The sequence below is a fragment of the Bacillus sp. CGMCC 1.60114 genome, assembly GCF_042676365.1.
GTDB lineage: Bacteria > Bacillota > Bacilli > Bacillales > Bacillaceae_G > Bacillus_A > Bacillus_A rhizoplanae_A.
The window spans coordinates 1-20301 of sequence record NZ_JBHTHG010000005.1 but is presented as its reverse complement, the minus strand read 5'-3'; the positions used below and the strand labels follow the sequence as shown (position 1 = coordinate 20301).

The 20301-nt window shown below is 38.0% G+C and carries 19 protein-coding genes, 1 rRNA gene and 1 riboswitch; of the genes, 3 read left to right on the top strand and 17 right to left on the bottom strand.

Going from position 1 to position 20301, the window contains the following annotated elements; genetic code table 11:
- Positions 1 to 11 precede the first annotated feature (11 nt).
- The gene (pcrA, locus tag ACFQZ1_RS02415) at positions 12 to 2252 is read right to left on the bottom strand and encodes a DNA helicase PcrA (protein WP_377880505.1); all 2241 of its coding nucleotides are present in this window, start codon (positions 2250 to 2252) and stop codon (positions 12 to 14) included.
- Entirely contained in the window at positions 2253 to 2942 is a 690-nt protein-coding gene (gene pcrB, locus ACFQZ1_RS02410; RefSeq protein ID WP_377880504.1) for a heptaprenylglyceryl phosphate synthase, read from the bottom strand.
- Between the two features lie 221 nt (positions 2943 to 3163).
- Between pcrB and ACFQZ1_RS02405 the strand changes: the two genes are divergently transcribed.
- From ACFQZ1_RS02405 to ACFQZ1_RS02395, 3 genes are all read left to right on the top strand, one after another.
- Positions 3164 to 3523: a YgaP family membrane protein gene (locus ACFQZ1_RS02405; protein WP_377880623.1), complete on the top strand. Its 360-nt coding sequence runs from the start codon at positions 3164 to 3166 to the stop codon at positions 3521 to 3523.
- A 219-nt stretch (positions 3524 to 3742) separates the two neighbouring features.
- Positions 3743 to 4588 (top strand): SPFH domain-containing protein, encoded by an 846-nt coding sequence (locus tag ACFQZ1_RS02400; protein WP_377880503.1) that lies wholly within the window; start codon positions 3743 to 3745, stop codon positions 4586 to 4588.
- A 15-nt stretch (positions 4589 to 4603) separates the two neighbouring features.
- Positions 4604 to 4768, top strand: a complete 165-nt coding sequence (locus ACFQZ1_RS02395; protein WP_377880502.1) for a type II toxin-antitoxin system antitoxin — start codon at positions 4604 to 4606, stop codon at positions 4766 to 4768.
- 111 nt (positions 4769 to 4879) lie between these two features.
- On the opposite strand, the gene ACFQZ1_RS02390 is transcribed toward ACFQZ1_RS02395, so the two are convergent.
- The 15 genes from ACFQZ1_RS02390 to rrf form a co-directional block, all read right to left on the bottom strand.
- Complete coding sequence (locus ACFQZ1_RS02390) at positions 4880 to 5302, bottom strand: DUF1801 domain-containing protein (RefSeq protein ID WP_377880501.1); 423 nt, start codon at positions 5300 to 5302, stop codon at positions 4880 to 4882.
- A gap of 276 nt (positions 5303 to 5578) precedes the next feature.
- On the bottom strand, positions 5579 to 6184 hold the full coding sequence (locus ACFQZ1_RS02385) for a hypothetical protein (RefSeq protein WP_377880500.1): 606 nt from the start codon (positions 6182 to 6184) through the stop codon (positions 5579 to 5581).
- 379 nt (positions 6185 to 6563) lie between these two features.
- The gene (gene purD / locus ACFQZ1_RS02380) at positions 6564 to 7829 is read right to left on the bottom strand and encodes a phosphoribosylamine--glycine ligase (protein WP_377880499.1); all 1266 of its coding nucleotides are present in this window, start codon (positions 7827 to 7829) and stop codon (positions 6564 to 6566) included.
- Between the two features lie 66 nt (positions 7830 to 7895).
- Complete coding sequence (gene purH / locus ACFQZ1_RS02375) at positions 7896 to 9431, bottom strand: bifunctional phosphoribosylaminoimidazolecarboxamide formyltransferase/IMP cyclohydrolase (RefSeq protein ID WP_377880498.1); 1536 nt, start codon at positions 9429 to 9431, stop codon at positions 7896 to 7898.
- Positions 9432 to 9467: 36 nt separating this feature from the next.
- Positions 9468 to 10046: a phosphoribosylglycinamide formyltransferase gene (gene purN / locus ACFQZ1_RS02370; RefSeq protein ID WP_377880497.1), complete on the bottom strand. Its 579-nt coding sequence runs from the start codon at positions 10044 to 10046 to the stop codon at positions 9468 to 9470.
- On the bottom strand, positions 10043 to 11083 hold the full coding sequence (gene purM, locus ACFQZ1_RS02365; RefSeq protein WP_377880496.1) for a phosphoribosylformylglycinamidine cyclo-ligase: 1041 nt from the start codon (positions 11081 to 11083) through the stop codon (positions 10043 to 10045). The genes purN and purM overlap by 4 nt, the downstream gene beginning before the upstream one ends.
- 152 nt (positions 11084 to 11235) lie before the next feature.
- Positions 11236 to 12651, bottom strand: a complete 1416-nt coding sequence (gene purF, locus ACFQZ1_RS02360) for an amidophosphoribosyltransferase (protein WP_377880494.1) — start codon at positions 12649 to 12651, stop codon at positions 11236 to 11238.
- Positions 12636 to 14855, bottom strand: a complete 2220-nt coding sequence (purL, locus tag ACFQZ1_RS02355; protein ID WP_377880492.1) for a phosphoribosylformylglycinamidine synthase subunit PurL — start codon at positions 14853 to 14855, stop codon at positions 12636 to 12638. The genes purF and purL overlap by 16 nt, the downstream gene beginning before the upstream one ends.
- On the bottom strand, positions 14839 to 15522 hold the full coding sequence (gene purQ / locus ACFQZ1_RS02350) for a phosphoribosylformylglycinamidine synthase subunit PurQ (protein WP_098309203.1): 684 nt from the start codon (positions 15520 to 15522) through the stop codon (positions 14839 to 14841). The genes purL and purQ overlap by 17 nt, the downstream gene beginning before the upstream one ends.
- Positions 15519 to 15773 carry a phosphoribosylformylglycinamidine synthase subunit PurS gene (gene purS, locus ACFQZ1_RS02345; protein ID WP_098309204.1) on the bottom strand — a complete coding sequence of 85 codons (255 nt, stop codon included), beginning with the start codon at positions 15771 to 15773 and terminating at the stop codon, positions 15519 to 15521. Before purS ends, purQ begins: the two co-directional genes overlap by 4 nt.
- Positions 15766 to 16485: a phosphoribosylaminoimidazolesuccinocarboxamide synthase gene (gene purC / locus ACFQZ1_RS02340; protein WP_377880491.1), complete on the bottom strand. Its 720-nt coding sequence runs from the start codon at positions 16483 to 16485 to the stop codon at positions 15766 to 15768. Before purC ends, purS begins: the two co-directional genes overlap by 8 nt.
- 89 nt (positions 16486 to 16574) lie before the next feature.
- Positions 16575 to 17876 carry an adenylosuccinate lyase gene (purB, locus tag ACFQZ1_RS02335; RefSeq protein WP_377880490.1) on the bottom strand — a complete coding sequence of 434 codons (1302 nt, stop codon included), beginning with the start codon at positions 17874 to 17876 and terminating at the stop codon, positions 16575 to 16577.
- A complete protein-coding gene (purK, locus tag ACFQZ1_RS02330; protein ID WP_377880489.1) occupies positions 17873 to 19024 on the bottom strand; it encodes a 5-(carboxyamino)imidazole ribonucleotide synthase in 1152 nt (383 codons plus the stop codon). Before purK ends, purB begins: the two co-directional genes overlap by 4 nt.
- Positions 19021 to 19506, bottom strand: a complete 486-nt coding sequence (gene purE, locus ACFQZ1_RS02325) for a 5-(carboxyamino)imidazole ribonucleotide mutase (RefSeq protein WP_377880488.1) — start codon at positions 19504 to 19506, stop codon at positions 19021 to 19023. The genes purK and purE overlap by 4 nt, the downstream gene beginning before the upstream one ends.
- A gap of 111 nt (positions 19507 to 19617) precedes the next feature.
- Positions 19618 to 19719, bottom strand: a riboswitch (purine riboswitch).
- Positions 19720 to 20202: 483 nt separating this feature from the next.
- Positions 20203 to 20301, bottom strand: a 5S ribosomal RNA gene (gene rrf / locus ACFQZ1_RS02320); the annotation flags it as partial.

Here is a 20301-nt window from a genome sequence, read left to right as displayed (position 1 = left end):
TCATTCCTTTCTTACACTTTCGTAACTGGCGCAAATTTAGCCAATAATCGTTTAATACCAATTGGACTTGGGAACGCGATATCTAATTCTTTCGCATCTCCTTCGCCTTTCACACTCACAACAGTACCAATGCCCCATTTTTGATGTGATGCTTTATCACCAACTGACCAGCCAATTTGTTCACCGCCTGTTGTTTTCGCAGCAGGACGAACAAAGGCTGAGCGTGAACGAGTTGTCGTTGTAGTCATAGGTTTTGACTTTGCACTAAAGCTTTCACGCTTTGGTTTCACTTCATGAAGCGTTTCAATGAGATCCTCAGGAATTTCGGAAATGAAACGTGATTCTTTATTCATGCTTGTTCTACCAAATATCGTTCGCATTTGAGCATTCGTTACGTACAATTCTTCTTCTGCACGTGTAATACCAACGTATGCTAAGCGGCGTTCTTCTTGCATTTCATCTTCTTCCATTAAAGAGCGCGTATGCGGGAAAATCCCTTCTTCTAATCCTAAAATAAAGACAACAGGGAATTCCAATCCTTTTGCAGAGTGCATTGTCATTAAAATGACTTCTTCACCAGCAGTTGGATCTTCATCTACACGATCAATATCAGCAACAAGCGCTAAATCGGTTAAGAACGCAACAAGGCTCTTATCTTCACTTTGTGATTCAAACGTTTGTGTAACAGATAAGAATTCTTCTAAGTTTTCTAAGCGTCCTTCTGATTCTAATGTACGTTCATTCTTCAGTGCATCACGGTAACCTGTTTTCTCTAATACTTCCTCAACAAGCTCTGTTACTGATAAATACTCTTGCATGTTTACCCAATTATGAAGTTGCTTTGCAAATTCTGCTACTGTCTTCGTAATTTTTGCACTTAGTCCAACGTGTTCAATTTCGTCTAATACAGCCGTCAGCGAAAGACCATTTTGTACGCCATAATTAATAATTTTATCAATAGATGTTGCTCCAACACCGCGTTTTGGTACATTAATAATACGAGCGAAACTAATTTCATCATCAGGATTCGCAATTAAACGTAAATATGCCAATATATCTTTAATTTCTTTACGATCGTAGAACTTAATTCCACCGACAATTTTATATGGAATATTGGACTTCAGGAAAATCTCCTCGACCATACGAGACTGAGCATTTGTACGATATAGTACCGCAAAGTCTGTGTACTTTCGATTGCCTATTTGCACTTCATCACGAATCTTTTTCGCGACAAAGTAAGCTTCATCCTTTTCAGTTGCAGCACGGTAATACGAAATTTTACTCCCTACTTGATTATCCGTCCATAACTTCTTCGGTTTACGGTTCATATTATTTTCAATAACAGCATTCGCTGCGTTTAAAATACTTTGCGTCGAACGATAGTTTTGCTCCAGTAAAATAACCTGTGCATTTTCATAATCTTTTTCAAACGACAAGATATTAGAAATATCTGCCCCGCGCCAGCGATAAATCGATTGATCCGAGTCACCGACTACGCAAAGGTTTTTAAAACGAGCGGCCAATTTATTAACGAGAATGTACTGAGCACGGTTCGTATCTTGATACTCATCCACGTGAATATATTGAAATTTACGTTGATAAAACTCCAGTACTTCTGGTATACGCTCAAATAATTGAATCGTCGTCATGATTAAATCATCAAAATCAAGCGCATTATTTTTGAGAAGACGCTTTTGATACTCTGTATACACATCGCTTGTCATCTTTTCGTATGGATCTGCAATTGAAATTTCCTTCGCATATTTTTCTGCAGATAACAATTCATTTTTCGCATTACTAATTGTCGCAAGAACAGAACGTGGTTCAAACTTCTTTGGATCAATATTGCGCTCTTTCATAATTTTTTTCACAACTGTTAATTGGTCACTTGCATCTAAAATCGTAAAGTTACGATTAACACCAATGCGATCAATATCGCGTCGTAAAATGCGAACACACATGGAGTGGAATGTTGAAATCCAAATATCCTCTGCTTCTGGACCAACAAGTTTGTCAATACGCTCACGCATTTCACGTGCTGCTTTATTTGTAAACGTAATCGCTAATACATTCCACGGTGCAACACCTTTTTCACCAAGTAAATAAGCAATTCGGTGCGTTAACACACGCGTCTTACCACTACCTGCACCTGCCATAAGTAACAGCGGTCCAGCCGTTGTTTGTACAGCTTTTTGCTGCTGCGGATTTAATCCTGTTAATAATTTTTCTGTTATACTCATGTATTCGGTCACCTACTCTCCTTTTACAGCTTTTACTGTTGCTAAAGCTTGCTTTATATCTTCATAAATTAAATTTCCAACGACAACTGTATCCGCATACTGTTCCATTTCCTTCGCTTGATCTGCGCTTGCAATTCCGCCGCCGTAATATAATGTTGCATTTTGCAGCTCAGCTTTCACTTTTCTTACGAGTTCCACATTTCCATATGTGCCGCTGTATTCTAAATAGAAAATTGGCAAATGAAGAAGTTTATCCGCCAAACGCGCATATGCAATCACATCGTCTTCTGATAACTCACAGTTTGCTTCTGTTAACTTTGCCACTTTCGCTTCTGGATTTAATACACAGTATCCCTGCATAAAAATTTCATCCCAGTTCATAATATCGCCAAACTCTTTCAATGCCGCATGGTGAAGGCCCGTTACCCATTCGACCTTCCGGCTATTTAATACGCTCGGGATGTAATAAAAATCGAATCCTGGTGTAACAGAATCCATCGTTGAAACTTCTAATACACAAGGAACCGCATATCTACGAATGCTTACTAGCATGTGTAATACATTATCAATTGTAATTCCGTCACTTCCGCCTACAATAACAGCGTCCGTCCCTGACTCACAAATAAGCTCTAAATGTTCGTCGCTTAACTCCTTATTCGGGTCAAGCTTAAATACATGTTTCCACTGTGAAATATCGTACATGAAAACACCCTTTCTTTTTATCTAATCGTCTTTACACATTCTTTCATTATAACAAAAAATACTGTGCTGACACACGTTCCATACAACATCTTTTTCTACGTCAAATGTTGGATTGTATATAGAGAAAGTATGAAAGGAACAATAACTCTTGAAATAGATATATCTATTTTAAAGCTGGTGAAGAGGGAGTGAATTTCTTGTTCAAACAAAACATCGGCACAATGAATGCCTTTATTCGTATTACCATTGGTCTTGTTTTGCTTAGCTGCAATACAGCAAAGCTTACAAGAAGACCATGGTGTATTTGGTCCAAAATTATGCTTTGGGTTGGAGCAATGAAAATTGCAGAAGGAATCGTTCGTTTCTGTCCTATTGTAGCAGCATGTAAACTCGGTAAATATATGAATATCCCGGATTTAAAAATGCCTGGCATGGATTTTATGAAGAATGGACAATCTAATAAACAAGAAGCACATCATACTTCTCATGACGAAGAAAAAACAAGCTCTGGAAGTTATGATGCTTCTGATAAGGAAATTGAGTCTGCACTTGAAAAGGCTCTTATGTCCAAACCGCTTTGAATCATTTGTCACTATGCAAGATGCTCTAAAAGAAACTTAGCTGCTGCAGTGGGCGGCTAAGTTTCTTTTATTTTACCACAAAAAGAACATTTGTTCCTATACTAGAAAATCCAATCAAAAAATACATATTATCGTATTTTTAACAAAATTAGGTTATAAATCTATTGTCATCTTTGATATAAAAGTGATATCATTTTTATATCAAAAGGAGGCGAGGTCATGAAAGAAAAACAAGTATTTCATGTCAATGGATTTTTAGGAATGTTTGCAGTTTTAGTTTTAGTTGGTATTGGTGTATTCAGCCTTATTAATGAAATATTTTCTATTGGTGTTATCTCGTTTTTATTAGCAGTAATTATTGCAAGTGGCATTGGTATTGTCCAGCCAAACCAAGCAAAGGTAATCACATTTTTTGGTAACTACTTAGGAACAATTCGTGAAAATGGTCTGTTTTTAACAATTCCATTTGCATTTCGCCAAACCGTTTCACTACGCGTAGAAAACTTTAATAGTCAGAAATTAAAAGTAAACGATGTAGATGGAAATCCCATTGAAATCGCAGCTGTTGTTGTATACAAAGTCATTGATTCCGCAAAAGCAATCTTTGGTGTCGAACATTATGATGCCTTCGTAGAAATTCAAAGCGAAACAGCAATTCGCCATGTGGCAACGAAATATCCGTATGATAATTTCCAAGATGAAAACATCATTACACTGCGTGGAAACTCAGAAGAGATTTCTGAAGAGTTAAAGCGAGAATTAGAAGCACGTTTAGAGATTGCAGGAGTAGAAGTAATCGAAACTCGTTTAACACACTTAGCTTATGCAACAGAAATTGCACATGCAATGCTTCAGCGTCAGCAAGCAAAAGCAGTATTAGCTGCACGAAAAGAAATTGTAGAAGGTGCCGTACAAATGGCGAAAGATTCTATTCAAAAGCTAGATGAAGAAGGTATACTTGATTTAGATGACGAGCGAAAAGCAAATATGGTCAATAACTTATTAGTTGCCATTGTTTCAGATAAAGGAGCACAGCCAGTCATTAATGCAGGAAGTCTATATTAAAGGTTGTCAGTAATTATGGCTAAAAAGAAAAGCTTTCCATTACGAATTGATCCCGAGTTGTACGCAGTTATTGAAAAATGGGCAAACGACGAATTTCGGAGTGTAAATGGTCATATTGAATATTTACTTCGCGAAATGGCAAAGCAAAAGGGAAAATTAAAAAAAGAAAACGAGTCCTAACTTTTTAATAAGTAGGACTCGTTTTCTTTTTAGGGGTATCGCCACATCGCTATCAAGCTAAGCTTAAGTAAGAATTAATAGGAACTATTTAAAAATCTACATAAAATTTCATTAATGATTTGGATACATCTCTTTCAAAAAACCTACAGATTGTTTGATTAGTGCTTTTAGAACATGGATATCAATGTCTGCTACTTTATTAATATATACACATGATTTTCCAGACGTGTATTTTCCAAAGTTTTTTAATAGTTCTTCTCGCCTAGGGTCACCAGGTGCAAAATATAAACTAATTTTGGCTTTTCTAGGGGAAAAGCTCACTAATGGGGCATCGCCTTCATGACCGGATGCATATTTATAATGGTATGTTCCAAATCCAATAATGCTCGGTCCCCACATCTTTGCTGTATAGCCCGTTGTTTCAGTAAATATATCTAATAATTGATATGCGCTTTCTCGTTTTTTAAGACTTTCAACATTTTCAATACACTCAATTACGCTATTGTCGGTTTCTGTTGTTTTGAGTTTGTACATATTAGGGATCCCCCTTTTTAGATATCGGTTTCATCACATACATAATTATAATATAGGGGTTACCATACATATCCATCAAGTTAAGATGAATTTGTATCCATGTAACGAAAAAAAGCTATTCTTTTTGTAGAAATATGCAGAAAGGATGGCATTTTTTACACCTGGAGGTAATTGATATTCTTAAGTTGATGGGCATGAGGAAAATTCCAACACCAATAAAACAGCCTCCTAGTAATTAGGAGGCTGTTTTATTGTTTTTTATTTTATGTATCGCAATTATTTATTGCCAAACATTTTATCTATTGATTTTGAATTTGCAAGCAATGCTTCCTGTAAATTTTCATCAGAAACAATCTTATATTTACCATCTTTGTCTTTCTTTAAGTTCAACGTAACTTCACGAGTCGCCATTGTCGCATCTTTATCAGACAAGTTCTTAACAAGAGTTGTCGTCATCATTTGCTCCATTGCCTTATCAGATTGTTCTTTGTCTTCACTAAACGCACTTGCAAAAGCCATAGGCATGATTTCCCCAATTGTCTTTGTAGTTGCAACAGCCATGTCAACAGAAGTGATCTTTACTTTAACCTTTGCTTTATCATCTTCCTTGGATACTTGTTCTGGTTTTTCAAATTTATAGTTCTTTACGATTGCATTGAATACAGCCTTCCCCTCAATGCCATCTTCCTTTTTATTTAGTTTGCTAAAATCATATCCCTTATCATTTGCATAGACATAAGTACTTGCTTTTTCATAATCTCCCTTTTGTATCGCCGTCAAAAATTCTTGCACAGTATCATTAGGATTCGAGCATCCTGCCAATACACTCATTAATAACCCTATCATCATGACAAATGTCAATGATTTAAACATCTTTTTCATAATTATCTCCCTTGCTATTTATTAGAAATATTTAATAACATTAATATATTACATTATAAAGAAATATCAAACAAGGAAAAGTAATATTTTGATAAATTGAATGCATGACTGCAATCGCTTGCTAAATTTACTGAATTATATAAAGTAAAACTTCCATCGGTTATCCATAACCTATATTCTTTACTTCTCTCTCAATCTTGAAATGAGGGTCTTACTGTCCGGAAATAGTAGAAGAAAATAAAAGGATCCAAAGCAAAATGTACTTTCACTTTGGATCCTTATTGTTTCGTAGTTTTAAAGAGTGCTTAGCAAGAAACTCGCTCGATTATCAACATTATTGTTTAACAGAGCCAGTATTTAAAAAGGGGAAGCCCCCCTTCTAGCAATCTACTTTCGCAATTGCGCGGTACCCTATATCACTTCGATAAAATAAACCATCACTTTCAATCTTTGCAATTTCTGCGTATACTTTATCCTTTGCCTCTTGTAAACCTTTTCCTTTACAAGCAACAAATAATACACGGCCACCGTTAGTTACAAATTCTCCATCTTTAACATCCGTTCCGGCATGAAACACAATAACATCTTCCAATGTTTCTAGTCCTCGAATTACAGCACCTTTTTCGTAAGCTTCTGGATATCCTTTAGAAGCTAATACAACACCAATTACTGCTTCTTCAGACCACTCTAAAGTAAGTTCTGTTCCATCTAGTACATGATTACATACATCAACTAAATCGCTTTCTAACCGAGGTAAGATTACTTCTGTTTCTGGATCACCAAATCGAGCATTAAATTCAATTACTTTCGGCCCTTCGCTTGTTAAAATAAGCCCTGCATATAAAATACCTGTGAAAGAACGTCCTTCTTGTATCATTGCTTGAGCTGTTGGATGTAGAACAGTTTCAATCGCTTGTTCTACTGCTGATTGCGGAATTTGTGGTACCGGAGAATAGGCACCCATTCCGCCTGTATTTGGTCCTTTATCACCATCAAAAGCACGTTTATGATCTTGTGCAATTACCATTGGATATACAGTTGTTCCGTTTACAAATGCCATAAGTGAAAATTCTTGGCCGTCTAAAAACTCTTCAATGACAACCTTTTTGCTTGCTTCTCCAAACTTTACATCTTGCAGCATTTCTTTTACAGCTTGCAGTGCTTCTTCTAATGTCATGGCAACCGTTACGCCTTTACCAGCTGCTAGGCCATCTGCTTTAATAACAATTGGTGCGCCAACTTTTTCAATGTATTGCACAGCTGCTTCATACTCTGTAAATGTTTCATATGCCGCTGTTGGAATATCATACTTTTTCATAAGCTCTTTCGTAAAAGCTTTACTACCTTCAATAACAGCTGCCTTGCTATTTGGTCCAAAGACGCGAAGACCCTCTGCTTCAAAACGATCCGCGATTCCGTTCATAAGCGGAATTTCTGGACCAACAAACGTTAAACCAATATGATTTTCTTTCGCAAACTTAATAAGCGCATCAAAATCATTTTCGTCGATAGCTACAGGCGTTGCTACATCTTTCATGCCTTCATTTCCCGGTGCTACATATACAGTCTCTACTTGCTCTGATTGTGCAAATTTCCATGCTAATGCATGCTCACGTCCACCACGGCCAATTACTAAAACATTCATATTTCATCCTCCATTATTCGAATAAGTACAAAATAGGAGCTTCTCTGCTCCTATTTCGTTTCTAGATTAATGTTTGAAATGACGTACTCCAGTGAATACCATCGCGATGCCATACTCGTCCGCTTTTTTAATTGAATCTTCGTCACGAATAGAACCGCCTGGTTGAATGATTGCTGTAACGCCGGCTTTAGCCGCTTCTTCTACTGTATCTGGCATTGGGAAGTATGCATCAGATGCAAGTGCACTTCCTTGCGATTTTTCACCCGCTTGTGTAATTGCAATTTTTGCTGAGCCGACGCGGTTCATTTGCCCTGCACCAACACCAATTGTCATATTATCTTTTGCTAGAACAATCGCATTAGATTTTACATGTTTCACAACTTTCCATGCTAATTTCAAATCATTCCACTCTTGCTCAGTTGGTTCACGTTTTGTTGGAATTGTAATCGTCGCATCTTCTAATGCTAATGTATCTTCTTCTTGTACAAGTAAACCACCTTGTACGGAAGTTAGCTTTTTACTTGCTGTTTCTGCTTTTGCGATATCGATAGTTAACAAGCGTAAATTTTTCTTACTTTGCAGTACTTCTAACGCTTCTTCTGAGAAAGAAGGTGCAATGATGATTTCTAAGAAAATCTCATGTAATTTTTCTGCTGTTGCTTTATCAATTTCACGGTTTGCTGCAATAATGCCGCCAAAAATTGATACTGGGTCAGCTTCGTAAGCACGTGTATATGCTTCATTAATATCTGTACCAACACCAACGCCGCATGGATTCATATGTTTTACCGCTACAACTGCTGGCTCTGTAAACTCTTTAACGATGCTCATCGCTGCATCTGCATCATTTATATTATTGTAAGACAGCTCTTTGCCATGTAACTGCTCTGCATAAGCAATCGAAGAAGCTGCTGCAAACGGTGCTTTATAGAATGTTGCTTTTTGATGTGGATTTTCACCGTAACGTAAATCTTGTTTTTTCTCAAACGTAACAGTTAACGTTTCAGGGCTTTCTTCTCCTGTTTGTTCTGTTAAATAGTTTGAAATTAATGCATCATATGCCGCTGTATGACGGAATACTTTTGCTGCTAATTTACGTTTTGTTTCTTTTGAAACTTCTCCGCTTTCCTTTAATTCCCCTAATACAACATCGTAGTCTGTTGGATCTACGATAACTGATACAAACTCATGGTTTTTCGCAGCAGATCGAATCATTGTCGGTCCGCCGATATCGATATTTTCAATTGCATCAATAAATGTCACATCTGGCTTTGCAATCGTTTCTTTAAATGGATATAAGTTTACAACAACAAAGTCGATTGGTTGAATGCCGAGTTCATTCATTTGGGACATATGCGTTTCGTTATCACGTACTGCAAGCAATCCGCCATGAATGTTTGGGTGTAATGTTTTCACACGTCCGTCCATAATTTCTGGAAAACCTGTTACTTCAGAAATTCCAATGACTTGTAAGCCATTTTCTTCTAGTAATTTTTTTGTTCCGCCTGTTGAAATAACTTCAATACCTTGCTCAAGTAATCCTTTTACGAACTCTACAACTCCAGCTTTATTTGAAACACTTACTAATGCACGCTTTTTCATTTATTCTTCACCCCTAGTTGTATTAAAATGCTGCTCTTATGACTTCACTTTAGAATGTAATAAAGATTTCACCGTATCCACGTACAATCTATGTTCGACAAGTTGAATTTTCTTTTGTAAACTTTCTCGTGTATCATCTTCAGAAACTGCTACCGCTTCCTGTGCGATAATTGGTCCTGTATCCATTCCTGCATCCACGTAATGGATTGTTACTCCCGTTACTTTCACACCAGCTTCAATCGCCTGCCCAACCGCGTCTTTTCCTGGAAAACTTGGCAATAACGACGGATGAATGTTAACAATTCTTCCTCCATAAGCAGCTAGTAACGTTGGACCAATTAGACGCATATACCCTGCTAAAATAATCCAGTCAACCTCGGATTCTTGTAATTTCTTTAATATTTCCTGTTCAAATGCATCCTTTGATTCATAATCTTTCGCTGAAAAGGAAAAGCAAGGAACATGATGATCATTTGCACGCTGGACAACACGCGCACTAGGTTGATCACATACAAGTAAACTAAGCTGTACATCTAATCTTCCGTCTTCTACTGCATCTACAAGTGCTTGAAAGTTAGAACCACTTCCTGAAGCAAAAATTGCTATTCGGCTCATGATACTACTCCCCCATTAAATGTAACCCCAGAACCTTGTACAGTACGTCCGATAATATGAGCTGTTTCCCCTTGTTCTTCTAAAAGTTTGATAGCACCTTCTGCATCTTCTTCTTTAACTGCTACTACCATGCCAATACCCATGTTAAAAATATTGAACATTTCTTCTCTATTTAATTGACCAACTTCTTGCATTAAATCAAAGATCGGATGAACTGTCCAAGAACCAAGTTCGATTTCTGCTCCAATACCGTCTGGCAACATACGTGGAATATTTTCAATAAATCCACCACCAGTAATGTGAGCCATACCGCTTACATTATATTTCTTCAATAGCTCTAAAATAGGTTTGACATAAATTTTAGTTGGTTTTAATAGTTCCTCACCAAGTGGTAGTTCTAAACCATCATACATACGATCAAGTGAAAGCTGTCCATCCTCTAATAGCACCTTACGTACAAGAGAGTAACCATTACTATGAATTCCGCTGGAAGCAAGTCCGATTAATACTTGATTTGCTTCAATGGATTGCCCCGTAACAATTTTCTTTTTATCCACAATACCAACTGTAAAACCAGCTAAATCGTACTCTTCTTCAGAATACATACCTGGCATTTCAGCTGTTTCCCCGCCGATTAGTGAACAACCAGCCTGACGGCATCCTTCTGCAATTCCTTTGACGATGTTTTCAATTTTACTAGGTTCTGCTTTACCACAAGCAATATAATCTAGGAAAAAGAGCGGCTCTGCTCCTTGAACAACAATATCATTCACACACATTGCAACTGCATCGATGCCGATTGTGTCATGCTTATCCACCATGAAAGCGAGCATTAATTTTGTTCCTACACCATCTGTTCCAGACACTAATACTGGCTCTTCTAATGCAAATTTTGAAAGATCAAACATTCCTCCAAAACCGCCTAAACCGCCTAGCACTTCTTTTCTCATCGTTGTTTGCACATGCTTTTTCATGCGAGATACCGCTTCATATCCAGCCTCAATATCTACTCCTGCTTGCTTATATGCATTCGCCATCGTTTCTCTACACCTCGTCTTTTTATACTGAAAGAATTTCTCACGTCTACCGAACAGTAAAACTAAAATGATGAAACTTCAAGAAAGGCAAGCTTCTACACAGCATATAGTAGAAGCTGCTATACTTTCTTATTACTCTAATGTGTAATACTTTATTTCATGCTTTCTAAAAGCTCTTGTTCGTAATCATAAAGAGCGGTTGGATAATCTCCATTAAAGTAAGCCATACATAAACCGCCATATTTCCCTTCATATGGGCGTCCAATTGCATCAATTAAACCTTCTTCACTTAAAAACGTTAAAGAGTCTGCTCCAATGATTTGACGAATTTCTTCTATTGAATGATTTGCTGCGATTAATTCTTTTCTTGTTTGAATATCAATTCCATAGAAGCATGGATACTTAAGCGGCGGTGAAGCAATTCTTACATGCACTTCCGTTGCCCCAGCCTCGCGAAGCATGCGAACAATTCGCTTGCTTGTTGTACCACGCACAATAGAATCATCAATCATAACAACACGTTTCCCTTCAACAACACCGCGTACTGCTGAAAGCTTCATTTTTACACCTTGCTCACGTAATTCTTGTGAAGGTTGAATAAAGGTACGTCCGACGTAACGATTCTTAATTAACCCTAATTCATAAGGAATTCCTGTCGCTTCCGCGTAGCCGATTGCAGCTGAAATACTAGAGTCCGGTACACCTGTTACAACATCCGCTTCAATTGGAGCTTCTTTAGCTAACAATTTCCCCATATTTTTACGTGCTGCATGAACGTTAACACCAGCAATGTTTGAATCAGGACGCGCAAAGTAAATGTATTCCATGCTGCAAATCGCATGCTCTATATCATTTGTATAGCGATCTGCGTGTATTCCCTCATCATTAATAACAATAATTTCTCCAGGCTCTACATCACGAATATGTGTTGCACCCACAACATCAAATGCACATGTTTCAGATGCTACAACGTACGCATCTCCCATCTTTCCAATTGAAAGGGGTCTAAATCCATTTGGATCTAATGCAACAATCATTTCGTTTCCTGTTAATAATAAATAGGCAAAAGCACCTTTTACTTTGTTTAGTGCATCTTTTACACTTTCAATTAATGTACCTTTTGTATTGCGCTTAATTAAATGAAGCAATACTTCTGTATCCGAACTTGTTTGAAAGATGCTTCCTTCTGCCTCTAATTCACGACGAAGCATTTTTGCATTAATTAAATTACCGTTATGAGCTAATGCCATACTATGGTCTGAAAAGCGAAATAACAGTGGTTGAACATTTGCAACTTCAGCGCCGCCTGCTGTCGCATAACGAACATGCCCAATCGCCGATTTTCCGTTTAAGCCTTCTAACTCGCCGCGCGAAAATACTTCTGATATTAAACCAAGACCTTTATGACCAATGATTTTATCCCCATTATTTACAACAATGCCGGCGCCTTCTTGGCCACGGTGCTGCAAGCTGTGCAGTCCGTAATACGTAACTTGAGCAGCATTTTCATGCCCCCAAATTCCGAAAACGCCGCACTCTTCATTTAGCCCCTTTATTTCATTAAGCATGGAATAGCCCCTTTCCAAGCCGTTCTCATTTCATCAACATCTGCTGTAAGCAATACTTCGTTTTCTTCATTACGAATTGTTAATTGATTTGCACTTGTTACTTCCCCAACATAAAGTGCATCTATCATACTTTCAAACGCTTCTTTTTGCTCACGTTTTACTGTAACAACAAAGCGAGATTGTGATTCTGCAAATAACATTGCTGTTGCTTCTCCAGCTAATTTCACATCTGCACCTAATCCGTTTGCACCCATTGCACTTTCTGCGAAAGCAACTGCTAATCCGCCTTCTGCAACGTCATGCGCTGATTGTACAAGACCTTTTTGAATAGCTGCTAGTAATTGCTTTTGGCGTTTTTCTTCTACTTCTAAATCGATGCTTGGTGCTTGACCGAAGATTTTACCATGTAACATTTTTTGTAGCTCACTACCGCCAAACTCAGCTTTCGTTTCACCGATTACATAAACAAGATCGCCAGCTTGCTTAAACTCTTGCGTTGTTACATGCTTTATATCATGTACAAGACCAACCATACCAACAGTTGGTGTTGGGTATACCGCTTCACCGCTGCGTTCGTTGTACATCGATACGTTTCCGCCAATAACAGGTGTACTTAACGTGCGGCACGCTTCGCTCATACCATCTACTGACTTCTCAATTTGCCAGAAAATTTCTGGCTTTTCTGGATTACCGAAGTTTAAGCAATCTGTAATTGCAAGCGGCTCACCGCCAGAACATACAATATTACGAGCTGCTTCTGCTACAGCGATTTTCCCGCCCATTTCTGGGTCTAAATAAATGTAGCGAGAGTTACAATCTGTTGTCATTGCTAATGCTTTATTTGTTCCGCGTACACGAACAACCGCTGCATCAGATCCTGGTGTAACAACTGTGCTTGTGCGTACTTGGTAATCGTATTGATCATATACCCACTCTTTACTTGCAATCGTTGGTTGCTGTAATAGAGATAATAATGTTTCTTTATAATTCTCCACCTTTGGTGTTTCCATCTTCATTTGTTGGAACTCTGCAAAATACGCTGCTTCTTTTGAAGGCTTATGATAAACAGGTGCTTCTTCTGCTAATGCATCAGCTGGCACTTCTGCAACCATTTCGCCTTTATGGAATAAACGAAGCATTTTATCTTCAGTTACTTTTCCCATTACTACTGCTGCAAGACCGTATTTTTCAAATAACTCTACAATCTCTTGCTCTCTGCCTTTTTTCACGACGATTAACATACGCTCTTGTGATTCAGAAAGCATCATCTCATATGGTGTCATACCTGTTTCACGTTGTGGTACATCATCTAAGTACATTTCAATACCCATACCTGCTTTACTTGCCATCTCTGCAGAAGATGATGTTAAGCCTGCTGCTCCCATATCCTGAATACCGACAAGTGCATCAGATTTGATAAGCTCTAAGCACGCTTCAATTAAAAGCTTCTCCATAAATGGGTCGCCTACTTGCACTGCTGGACGCTTTGCATCGGAATCCTCAGATAGTTCTTCTGACGCAAACGTTGCACCATGAATACCGTCACGACCTGTTGCTGCACCAACATACATTACTGTATTACCAGCACCGTGCGCTTGGCCTTTTTTAATATCTTCATGGTTAATTAAACCAACACACATTGCATTTACAAGTGGATTTCCTTCATAGCATGGATCGAACTGTACTTCTCCGCCTACAGTTGGAATTCCAATGCAGTTACCGTATCCTGCAATACCTGCTACAACTTCTTCAAATAAATATTTCACGCGTGGTGATTGTAGTTCACCAAAGCGAAGTGAATTTAACATAGCAATTGGACGTGCTCCCATAGAAAACACATCACGTATAATACCGCCAACCCCTGTCGCTGCACCTTGATATGGCTCAATTGCAGATGGATGATTATGACTCTCCATTTTAAATACTACTGCTTGATTGTCACCGATATCTACGATACCAGCGCCTTCACCAGGACCTTGTAATACACGTTCACCAGTTGTTGGGAACTTACGAAGAACTGGCTTTGAGTTTTTATAACTACAATGTTCTGACCACATAACAGAGAATAGTCCTGTTTCTGTATAGTTTGGAAGACGACCTAAAATCTTTTCAACCATGGCAAACTCTTCGTCTGTTAATCCCATTTCTGCATAAATGCGTTGTTCTTTAATTTGAGTTGGATTTGGCTCAAGCAGTAACGACATATGTTTCCCTCCAATGTTTCAAAATAGATTGAAATACTTTTAGACCATCTGCTCCTCCAAGCAATTCATCAACAGCACGCTCTGGATGCGGCATCATGCCAAGTACATTTCCTTGTTCGTTTACAATTCCTGCAATATCTGAAACGCTTCCGTTTGGATTCTCTACATAACGGAACACAATTTGATTATTTTCTTCTAACTGTTTCAATGTTGCTTCATCACAGTAGTAGTTTCCTTCACCATGAGCAATCGGAATATCGATAACTTCGTCTTTCTCATATTGCGACGTGAACATTGTTGTATTATTTTCAACACGAAGCTGAACAGTACGGCACATAAATTTTAAGTTCTTATTGCGAATTAATGCCCCTGGTAAGAGTCCAGACTCTACTAAAATTTGAAAACCGTTACATACACCTAAAATTGGTTTTCCTGCTTCAGCTGCTTTTTGTACACCTTTCATTGCGTTTGCAAAGCGAGAAATAGCTCCGCAGCGAAGATAATCTCCGTAAGAGAAACCGCCTGGTAGTAAAATTCCATCGTACTCATCTAAGTTTTCTGTATCATGCCAAACGTAGTCTACATCTTGGCCAAGCTCATCTTTAATTGCATGAAACATATCCACATCACAGTTCGAACCTGGGAAAACGATTACGGCAAATTTCACTGCGCGACAACCTCCTCAACTTCATAGCGATAATCTTCAATCACTACGTTTGTTAATAATTTCTCACACATTTCTTTTACCATTGCATCAATATCTGTAACTGATTTATCAATTGTTAACTCCATATATTTACCGATACGAACATCTTGTACTTCTGTAAACGAAAGACTATGAAGCGCCCCTTTTACCGCTGTTCCTTGTGGATCTAATACACTTTCTCTTAACGTTACATATACCTTTACTTTATACATGTGAAGCTCCCCCTAATCGTTTTAAAAGTTCTTCATAAGCATCTGTTAAATTACCAAGATCGCGGCGGAATACATCTTTATCAAATTTTTCATTGCTCGTTTCATCCCATAAACGGCATGTATCAGGTGAAATTTCATCCGCTAATAAAATTTCTCCCGCTTCTGTTACTCCAAACTCTAATTTAAAATCTATTAATCTTACACGACAACTTGCGAAATGCTCAATCAATACTTGATTGATCTGTAGAGCTTTTTCTCGTAATATGCTTACTTGCTCTGGCGTTGCAACGTTTAGCACACGAATATGATCTTCTGTTACAAGCGGATCTCCTAAATCATCATCTTTGTAGTAAAATTCCACAATTGGTGTTGTAAGTACAGTTCCTTCTTCCATTCCTAGTCGTTTTGAAAGACTGCCTGCAATTACATTTCTTGTGACAACTTCTAATGGAATGATGCTCACTCTTTTTACGATTTGTTCTGTTTCCGATATTTTCTCAACAAAGTGTGATTTGATTCCCACTTCTTGTAACTTTCTGAATAAAAGAGTTGTAATCTCATTGTTCAGGCGACCTTTTCCAGAAATCGTCGCTTTCTTTTCCCCATTGAAAGCAGTAGCACTATCTTTGTACTCTACCCAAACCATATCTGCTGTTTCTGTACGATAAATTCTTTTTGCTTTTCCTTCATACAGCAATTCTAGCTTTTGCACTTCGCAAGCCCCCTGTAGTTTGAAAAATATGAATAGTATAATTAAAAGTAACGGCACAGAATGATCCTATTCTGTGCCATATAAAATTATCAGTTTAAGCCAAGACGTTCAAAAATTGTATCAACGTGTTGTAAGTGATGTTCATAGTTGAAACATTCATTGATTTCTTCTTGTGTTAATTTGCTTGTAATGCGCTCATCAGCTTCTACAAGCTCCTTAAATTGTACCTGTGTTTCCCAAGCTTCCATCGCTTTAGGCTGTACGATATCATAAGCTTCTTCACGTACCATACCTTTATCGATTAGCGTAAGCATTACGCGCTGAGAGTAAATTAAACCATATGTTCGTGTCATATTGCGTTTCATGTTTTCTGGGAATACCGTTAAGTTTTCCACGATATTACCAAAACGATTTAACATGTAATTTAATGCAATCGTTGCATCCGGTAAAATAATACGTTCCGCAGATGAATGTGAAATATCACGCTCATGCCATAATGGAACATTCTCGTAAGCTGTCATCATGTAACCACGGATAACACGAGCCAAACCAGTCATATTTTCAGACCCAATCGGATTACGTTTATGTGGCATTGCAGACGAACCTTTTTGTCCTTTCGCAAAGGCCTCTTCTACTTCACGTGTTTCACTTTTTTGTAAACCGCGAATTTCGACTGCCATTTTTTCGATAGATGTTGCAATTAGTGCAAGTGCTGACATGTAATGTGCATGACGATCACGTTGCAGCGTTTGTGTTGAAATCGGTGCTGCTTCTAATCCTAAATTTTCACAAACATATTTTTCTACGAATGGATTAATGTTCGCGTACGTACCAACGGCACCAGAAAGTTTACCAACGCGAACTGTATTAGCTGCCTCTTTAAAACGCTCTAAGTTACGTTTCATTTCTTCGTACCAAAGACCAAGCTTTAAGCCGAACGTTGTTGGCTCTGCATGAACACCATGTGTTCTTCCCATCATAATTGTGTATTTATGTTCTTTTGCTTTATTAGCTAAGATACTAATGAAGTTCTCTAAGTCTTTTAATAAAATTTCATTAGCTTGTTTTAAGATGAAAGATAACGCTGTGTCTACTACGTCTGTAGATGTTAAACCGTAGTGTACCCATTTACGTTCTTCACCTAATGCTGGTGTTTCAGATACTGCACGAGTGAATGCTACCACATCATGACGTGTTTCTTTCTCGATTTCATAAATACGGTCAATATCGAAAGATGCATTTTCACGGAGCTTTTTCACATCTTCTTTCGGAATATCTCCAAGTTCAGCCCAAGCTTCACAAGCTAAGATCTCAACTTCTAACCACGCTTTAAATTTGTTTTCTTCCGTCCAAATCGCACCCATCTCAGGGCGTGTATAACGACTAATCATCTTTTTCCCTCCAACAGTTGTTCTTGATGGTCCCAAATGTGCAACGTCCGCGCTTTGTTTAATGCCACATCAATATTTTCATTCAAAATATTTACATGCCCCATTTTACGCTGCGGCTTTGCATCTTCTTTACCATATAAATGCAAGTAACACCCGGTTAATCTATTCACTTGCTTTAGGACTCCTTCTATATGTTCGCCTAAAATGTTTACCATGACAACTGGTTTTAACAAAATTGTTTCTCCAAGAGGTAAATTACAGATTGCTCGGATATGTTGTCCGAATTGACTGATTTCACATGCATCAATTGTATAGTGCCCAGAGTTGTGCGGTCTTGGTGCTAACTCATTGATATAAATGTCACCATTTGCTGTAGCAAACATCTCTACTGCTAGTGTTCCCACTAACTTTAGTTCATCCGCTAATCTCTCTGCATATTGAATTCCTTTTTGTGATAGTTCTTCTGCAATACGAGCTGGTACGATTGATTCATGTAAAATGTTATTCACGTGAATGTTTTCGGCTACCGGAAATACTTTCGTTTCACCGTGTACACTACGTGTAACAATAACTGAAATTTCTTTTTCAAATGAAATCCACTTTTCTAAAATACATTCAGCCTGATTTACAAGTTCTACAGCTCTCGCAATATCAGCTTCACTTCTTAGTACAACTTGCCCTTTTCCATCATATCCCCCTGTTGTTGTCTTTAACACACAAGGGAAGGAAAATTCAGCAATTGCTTCTAAAAGCTCTTCCTGCTTCTGAACGAGTCTGTATGGTGCTACTGGTAAACCCGCTTTCGTGATTGCATTTTTTTCTGTATAACGATTTTGTGTTGTATATAATAACTCACTGCCCTGTGGTAAATAAGCATTCTTTTCAAGCCATTGTAAGCAGTTATAATCAATATTCTCAAACTCATATGTTACAACGTCACTTATTTCTGCCAAGTGCTGAATTGCTTTTAAATCATTATACGGTGCCACAATTTCAATGTCAGCGACTTGTGCACACGGCGAAGACTTTGCTGGGTCTAATACTGCAATCTTATATCCCATTTCCTTTGCTGCCATCGCCATCATTCTGCCAAGCTGTCCTCCGCCAATAATACCAATCATTTGTCCAGGTAAGATCGTTTTTATCACTGCAGTTCACTACCTTCTCGCACATTTTTTTCAATTGCTTCTCGTCTCAGTTCTAATGCATCGTGTATATCATCATGAAACGATCCTAGTATTTGCGTAGCAAGTAAACCTGCATTTGTAGCTCCAGCTTTTCCAATTGCGACAGTCGCAACTGGAACACCTCCTGGCATTTGGACAATAGATAGTAAGGAATCTAAACCATTTAACGCTTTCGACTGAACAGGAACACCAATAACAGGAATATTTGTTTTTGCAGCAACCATTCCTGGCAAATGAGCGGCTCCGCCTGCCCCAGCAATAATAACTTTTAATCCACGTTCACGAGCTGTTTCCGCATATTCAAACATATAATCTGGAGTCCGATGAGCAGATACGACTTTCTTCTCATACGGAATATTTAATTCTTCTAATATTTCACAAGCATACTTCATTGTTTCCCAGTCTGACGTGCTTCCCATAATGACTCCAACTAGTGGTTTCATATTAGAATCCCCCCGATTCAAATAAAAAAAGCCTGATATAGAACATTTCCCCTTTACTATGAGAGAAAGTGCTCTACTCAGGCATACACGTATCCCACGTGAATAGAAAAATACCGAGTGACTTTCCCTCATAGTCCAACGATTAACGGTCGTTAGGTAGAGACTTGCAGGCCATATTCCCGCGATTATATGAGGTACGATATAATATTGTTTCTACCGTTATATTAACAGGTGTCATTCAAACATGTCAACAAATAATCGAATGTTTTTTATGGAGTCCATTATAACGTTCGTGTTTTAGTTATATTAAAAAGAAGAACCGAAAAAATATACAGTAAAGAGAGGAATTTAAAGGAAAAAGACGAGAATATATGCAATTTGATCTTAAAAAGATTTCATAATTATTTCCTGTAAGGAGTTAATCTGAAAGTGAACTTTTGTCAGCCTTTTCTCGTACGTTCAGCATATTGAACATCGTTGAAGCGTCGACATATTGCAAGTAACGGCCAATATATCAGTAGACATGTAAGAAGGAATTTATCTCCAAAAGGCATCTACATCTCTTCAATTTATAATTGTTCCATTTGGAGATATAGCATAGAGCGGTTATTTTACATCTAATACAGGGGAATTAAAATATACATCTTATTTTTTAAGACAAATAAAAAAACCTAAGTCAAAACGACTTAGGTTTTTGCCTGGCAACGTCCTACTCTCACAGGGACAAAGTCCCAACTACCATCGGCGCTAGAGAGCTTAACTTCCGTGTTCGGTATGGGAACGGGTGTGACCTCT

What these genes read in the sequence shown, in the direction of transcription:
- pcrB (WP_377880504.1), bottom strand. Translation starts at nt 2,942, where the DNA reads ATGTACGATATTTCACAGTGGAAACATGTATTTAAGCTTGACCCGAAT.
- ACFQZ1_RS02405 (WP_377880623.1), top strand. Translation starts at nt 3,164, where the DNA reads ATGAATGCCTTTATTCGTATTACCATTGGTCTTGTTTTGCTTAGCTGC.
- ACFQZ1_RS02400 (WP_377880503.1), top strand. Translation starts at nt 3,743, where the DNA reads ATGAAAGAAAAACAAGTATTTCATGTCAATGGATTTTTAGGAATGTTT.
- ACFQZ1_RS02395 (WP_377880502.1), top strand. Translation starts at nt 4,604, where the DNA reads ATGGCTAAAAAGAAAAGCTTTCCATTACGAATTGATCCCGAGTTGTAC.
- ACFQZ1_RS02390 (WP_377880501.1), bottom strand. Translation starts at nt 5,302, where the DNA reads ATGTACAAACTCAAAACAACAGAAACCGACAATAGCGTAATTGAGTGT.
- ACFQZ1_RS02385 (WP_377880500.1), bottom strand. Translation starts at nt 6,184, where the DNA reads ATGAAAAAGATGTTTAAATCATTGACATTTGTCATGATGATAGGGTTA.
- purD (WP_377880499.1), bottom strand. Translation starts at nt 7,829, where the DNA reads ATGAATGTTTTAGTAATTGGCCGTGGTGGACGTGAGCATGCATTAGCA.
- purH (WP_377880498.1), bottom strand. Translation starts at nt 9,431, where the DNA reads ATGAAAAAGCGTGCATTAGTAAGTGTTTCAAATAAAGCTGGAGTTGTA.
- purN (WP_377880497.1), bottom strand. Translation starts at nt 10,046, where the DNA reads ATGAGCCGAATAGCAATTTTTGCTTCAGGAAGTGGTTCTAACTTTCAA.
- purM (WP_377880496.1), bottom strand. Translation starts at nt 11,083, where the DNA reads ATGGCGAATGCATATAAGCAAGCAGGAGTAGATATTGAGGCTGGATAT.
- purF (WP_377880494.1), bottom strand. Translation starts at nt 12,651, where the DNA reads ATGCTTAATGAAATAAAGGGGCTAAATGAAGAGTGCGGCGTTTTCGGA.
- purL (WP_377880492.1), bottom strand. Translation starts at nt 14,855, where the DNA reads ATGTCGTTACTGCTTGAGCCAAATCCAACTCAAATTAAAGAACAACGC.
- purS (WP_098309204.1), bottom strand. Translation starts at nt 15,773, where the DNA reads ATGTATAAAGTAAAGGTATATGTAACGTTAAGAGAAAGTGTATTAGAT.
- purB (WP_377880490.1), bottom strand. Translation starts at nt 17,876, where the DNA reads ATGATTAGTCGTTATACACGCCCTGAGATGGGTGCGATTTGGACGGAA.
- purE (WP_377880488.1), bottom strand. Translation starts at nt 19,506, where the DNA reads ATGAAACCACTAGTTGGAGTCATTATGGGAAGCACGTCAGACTGGGAA.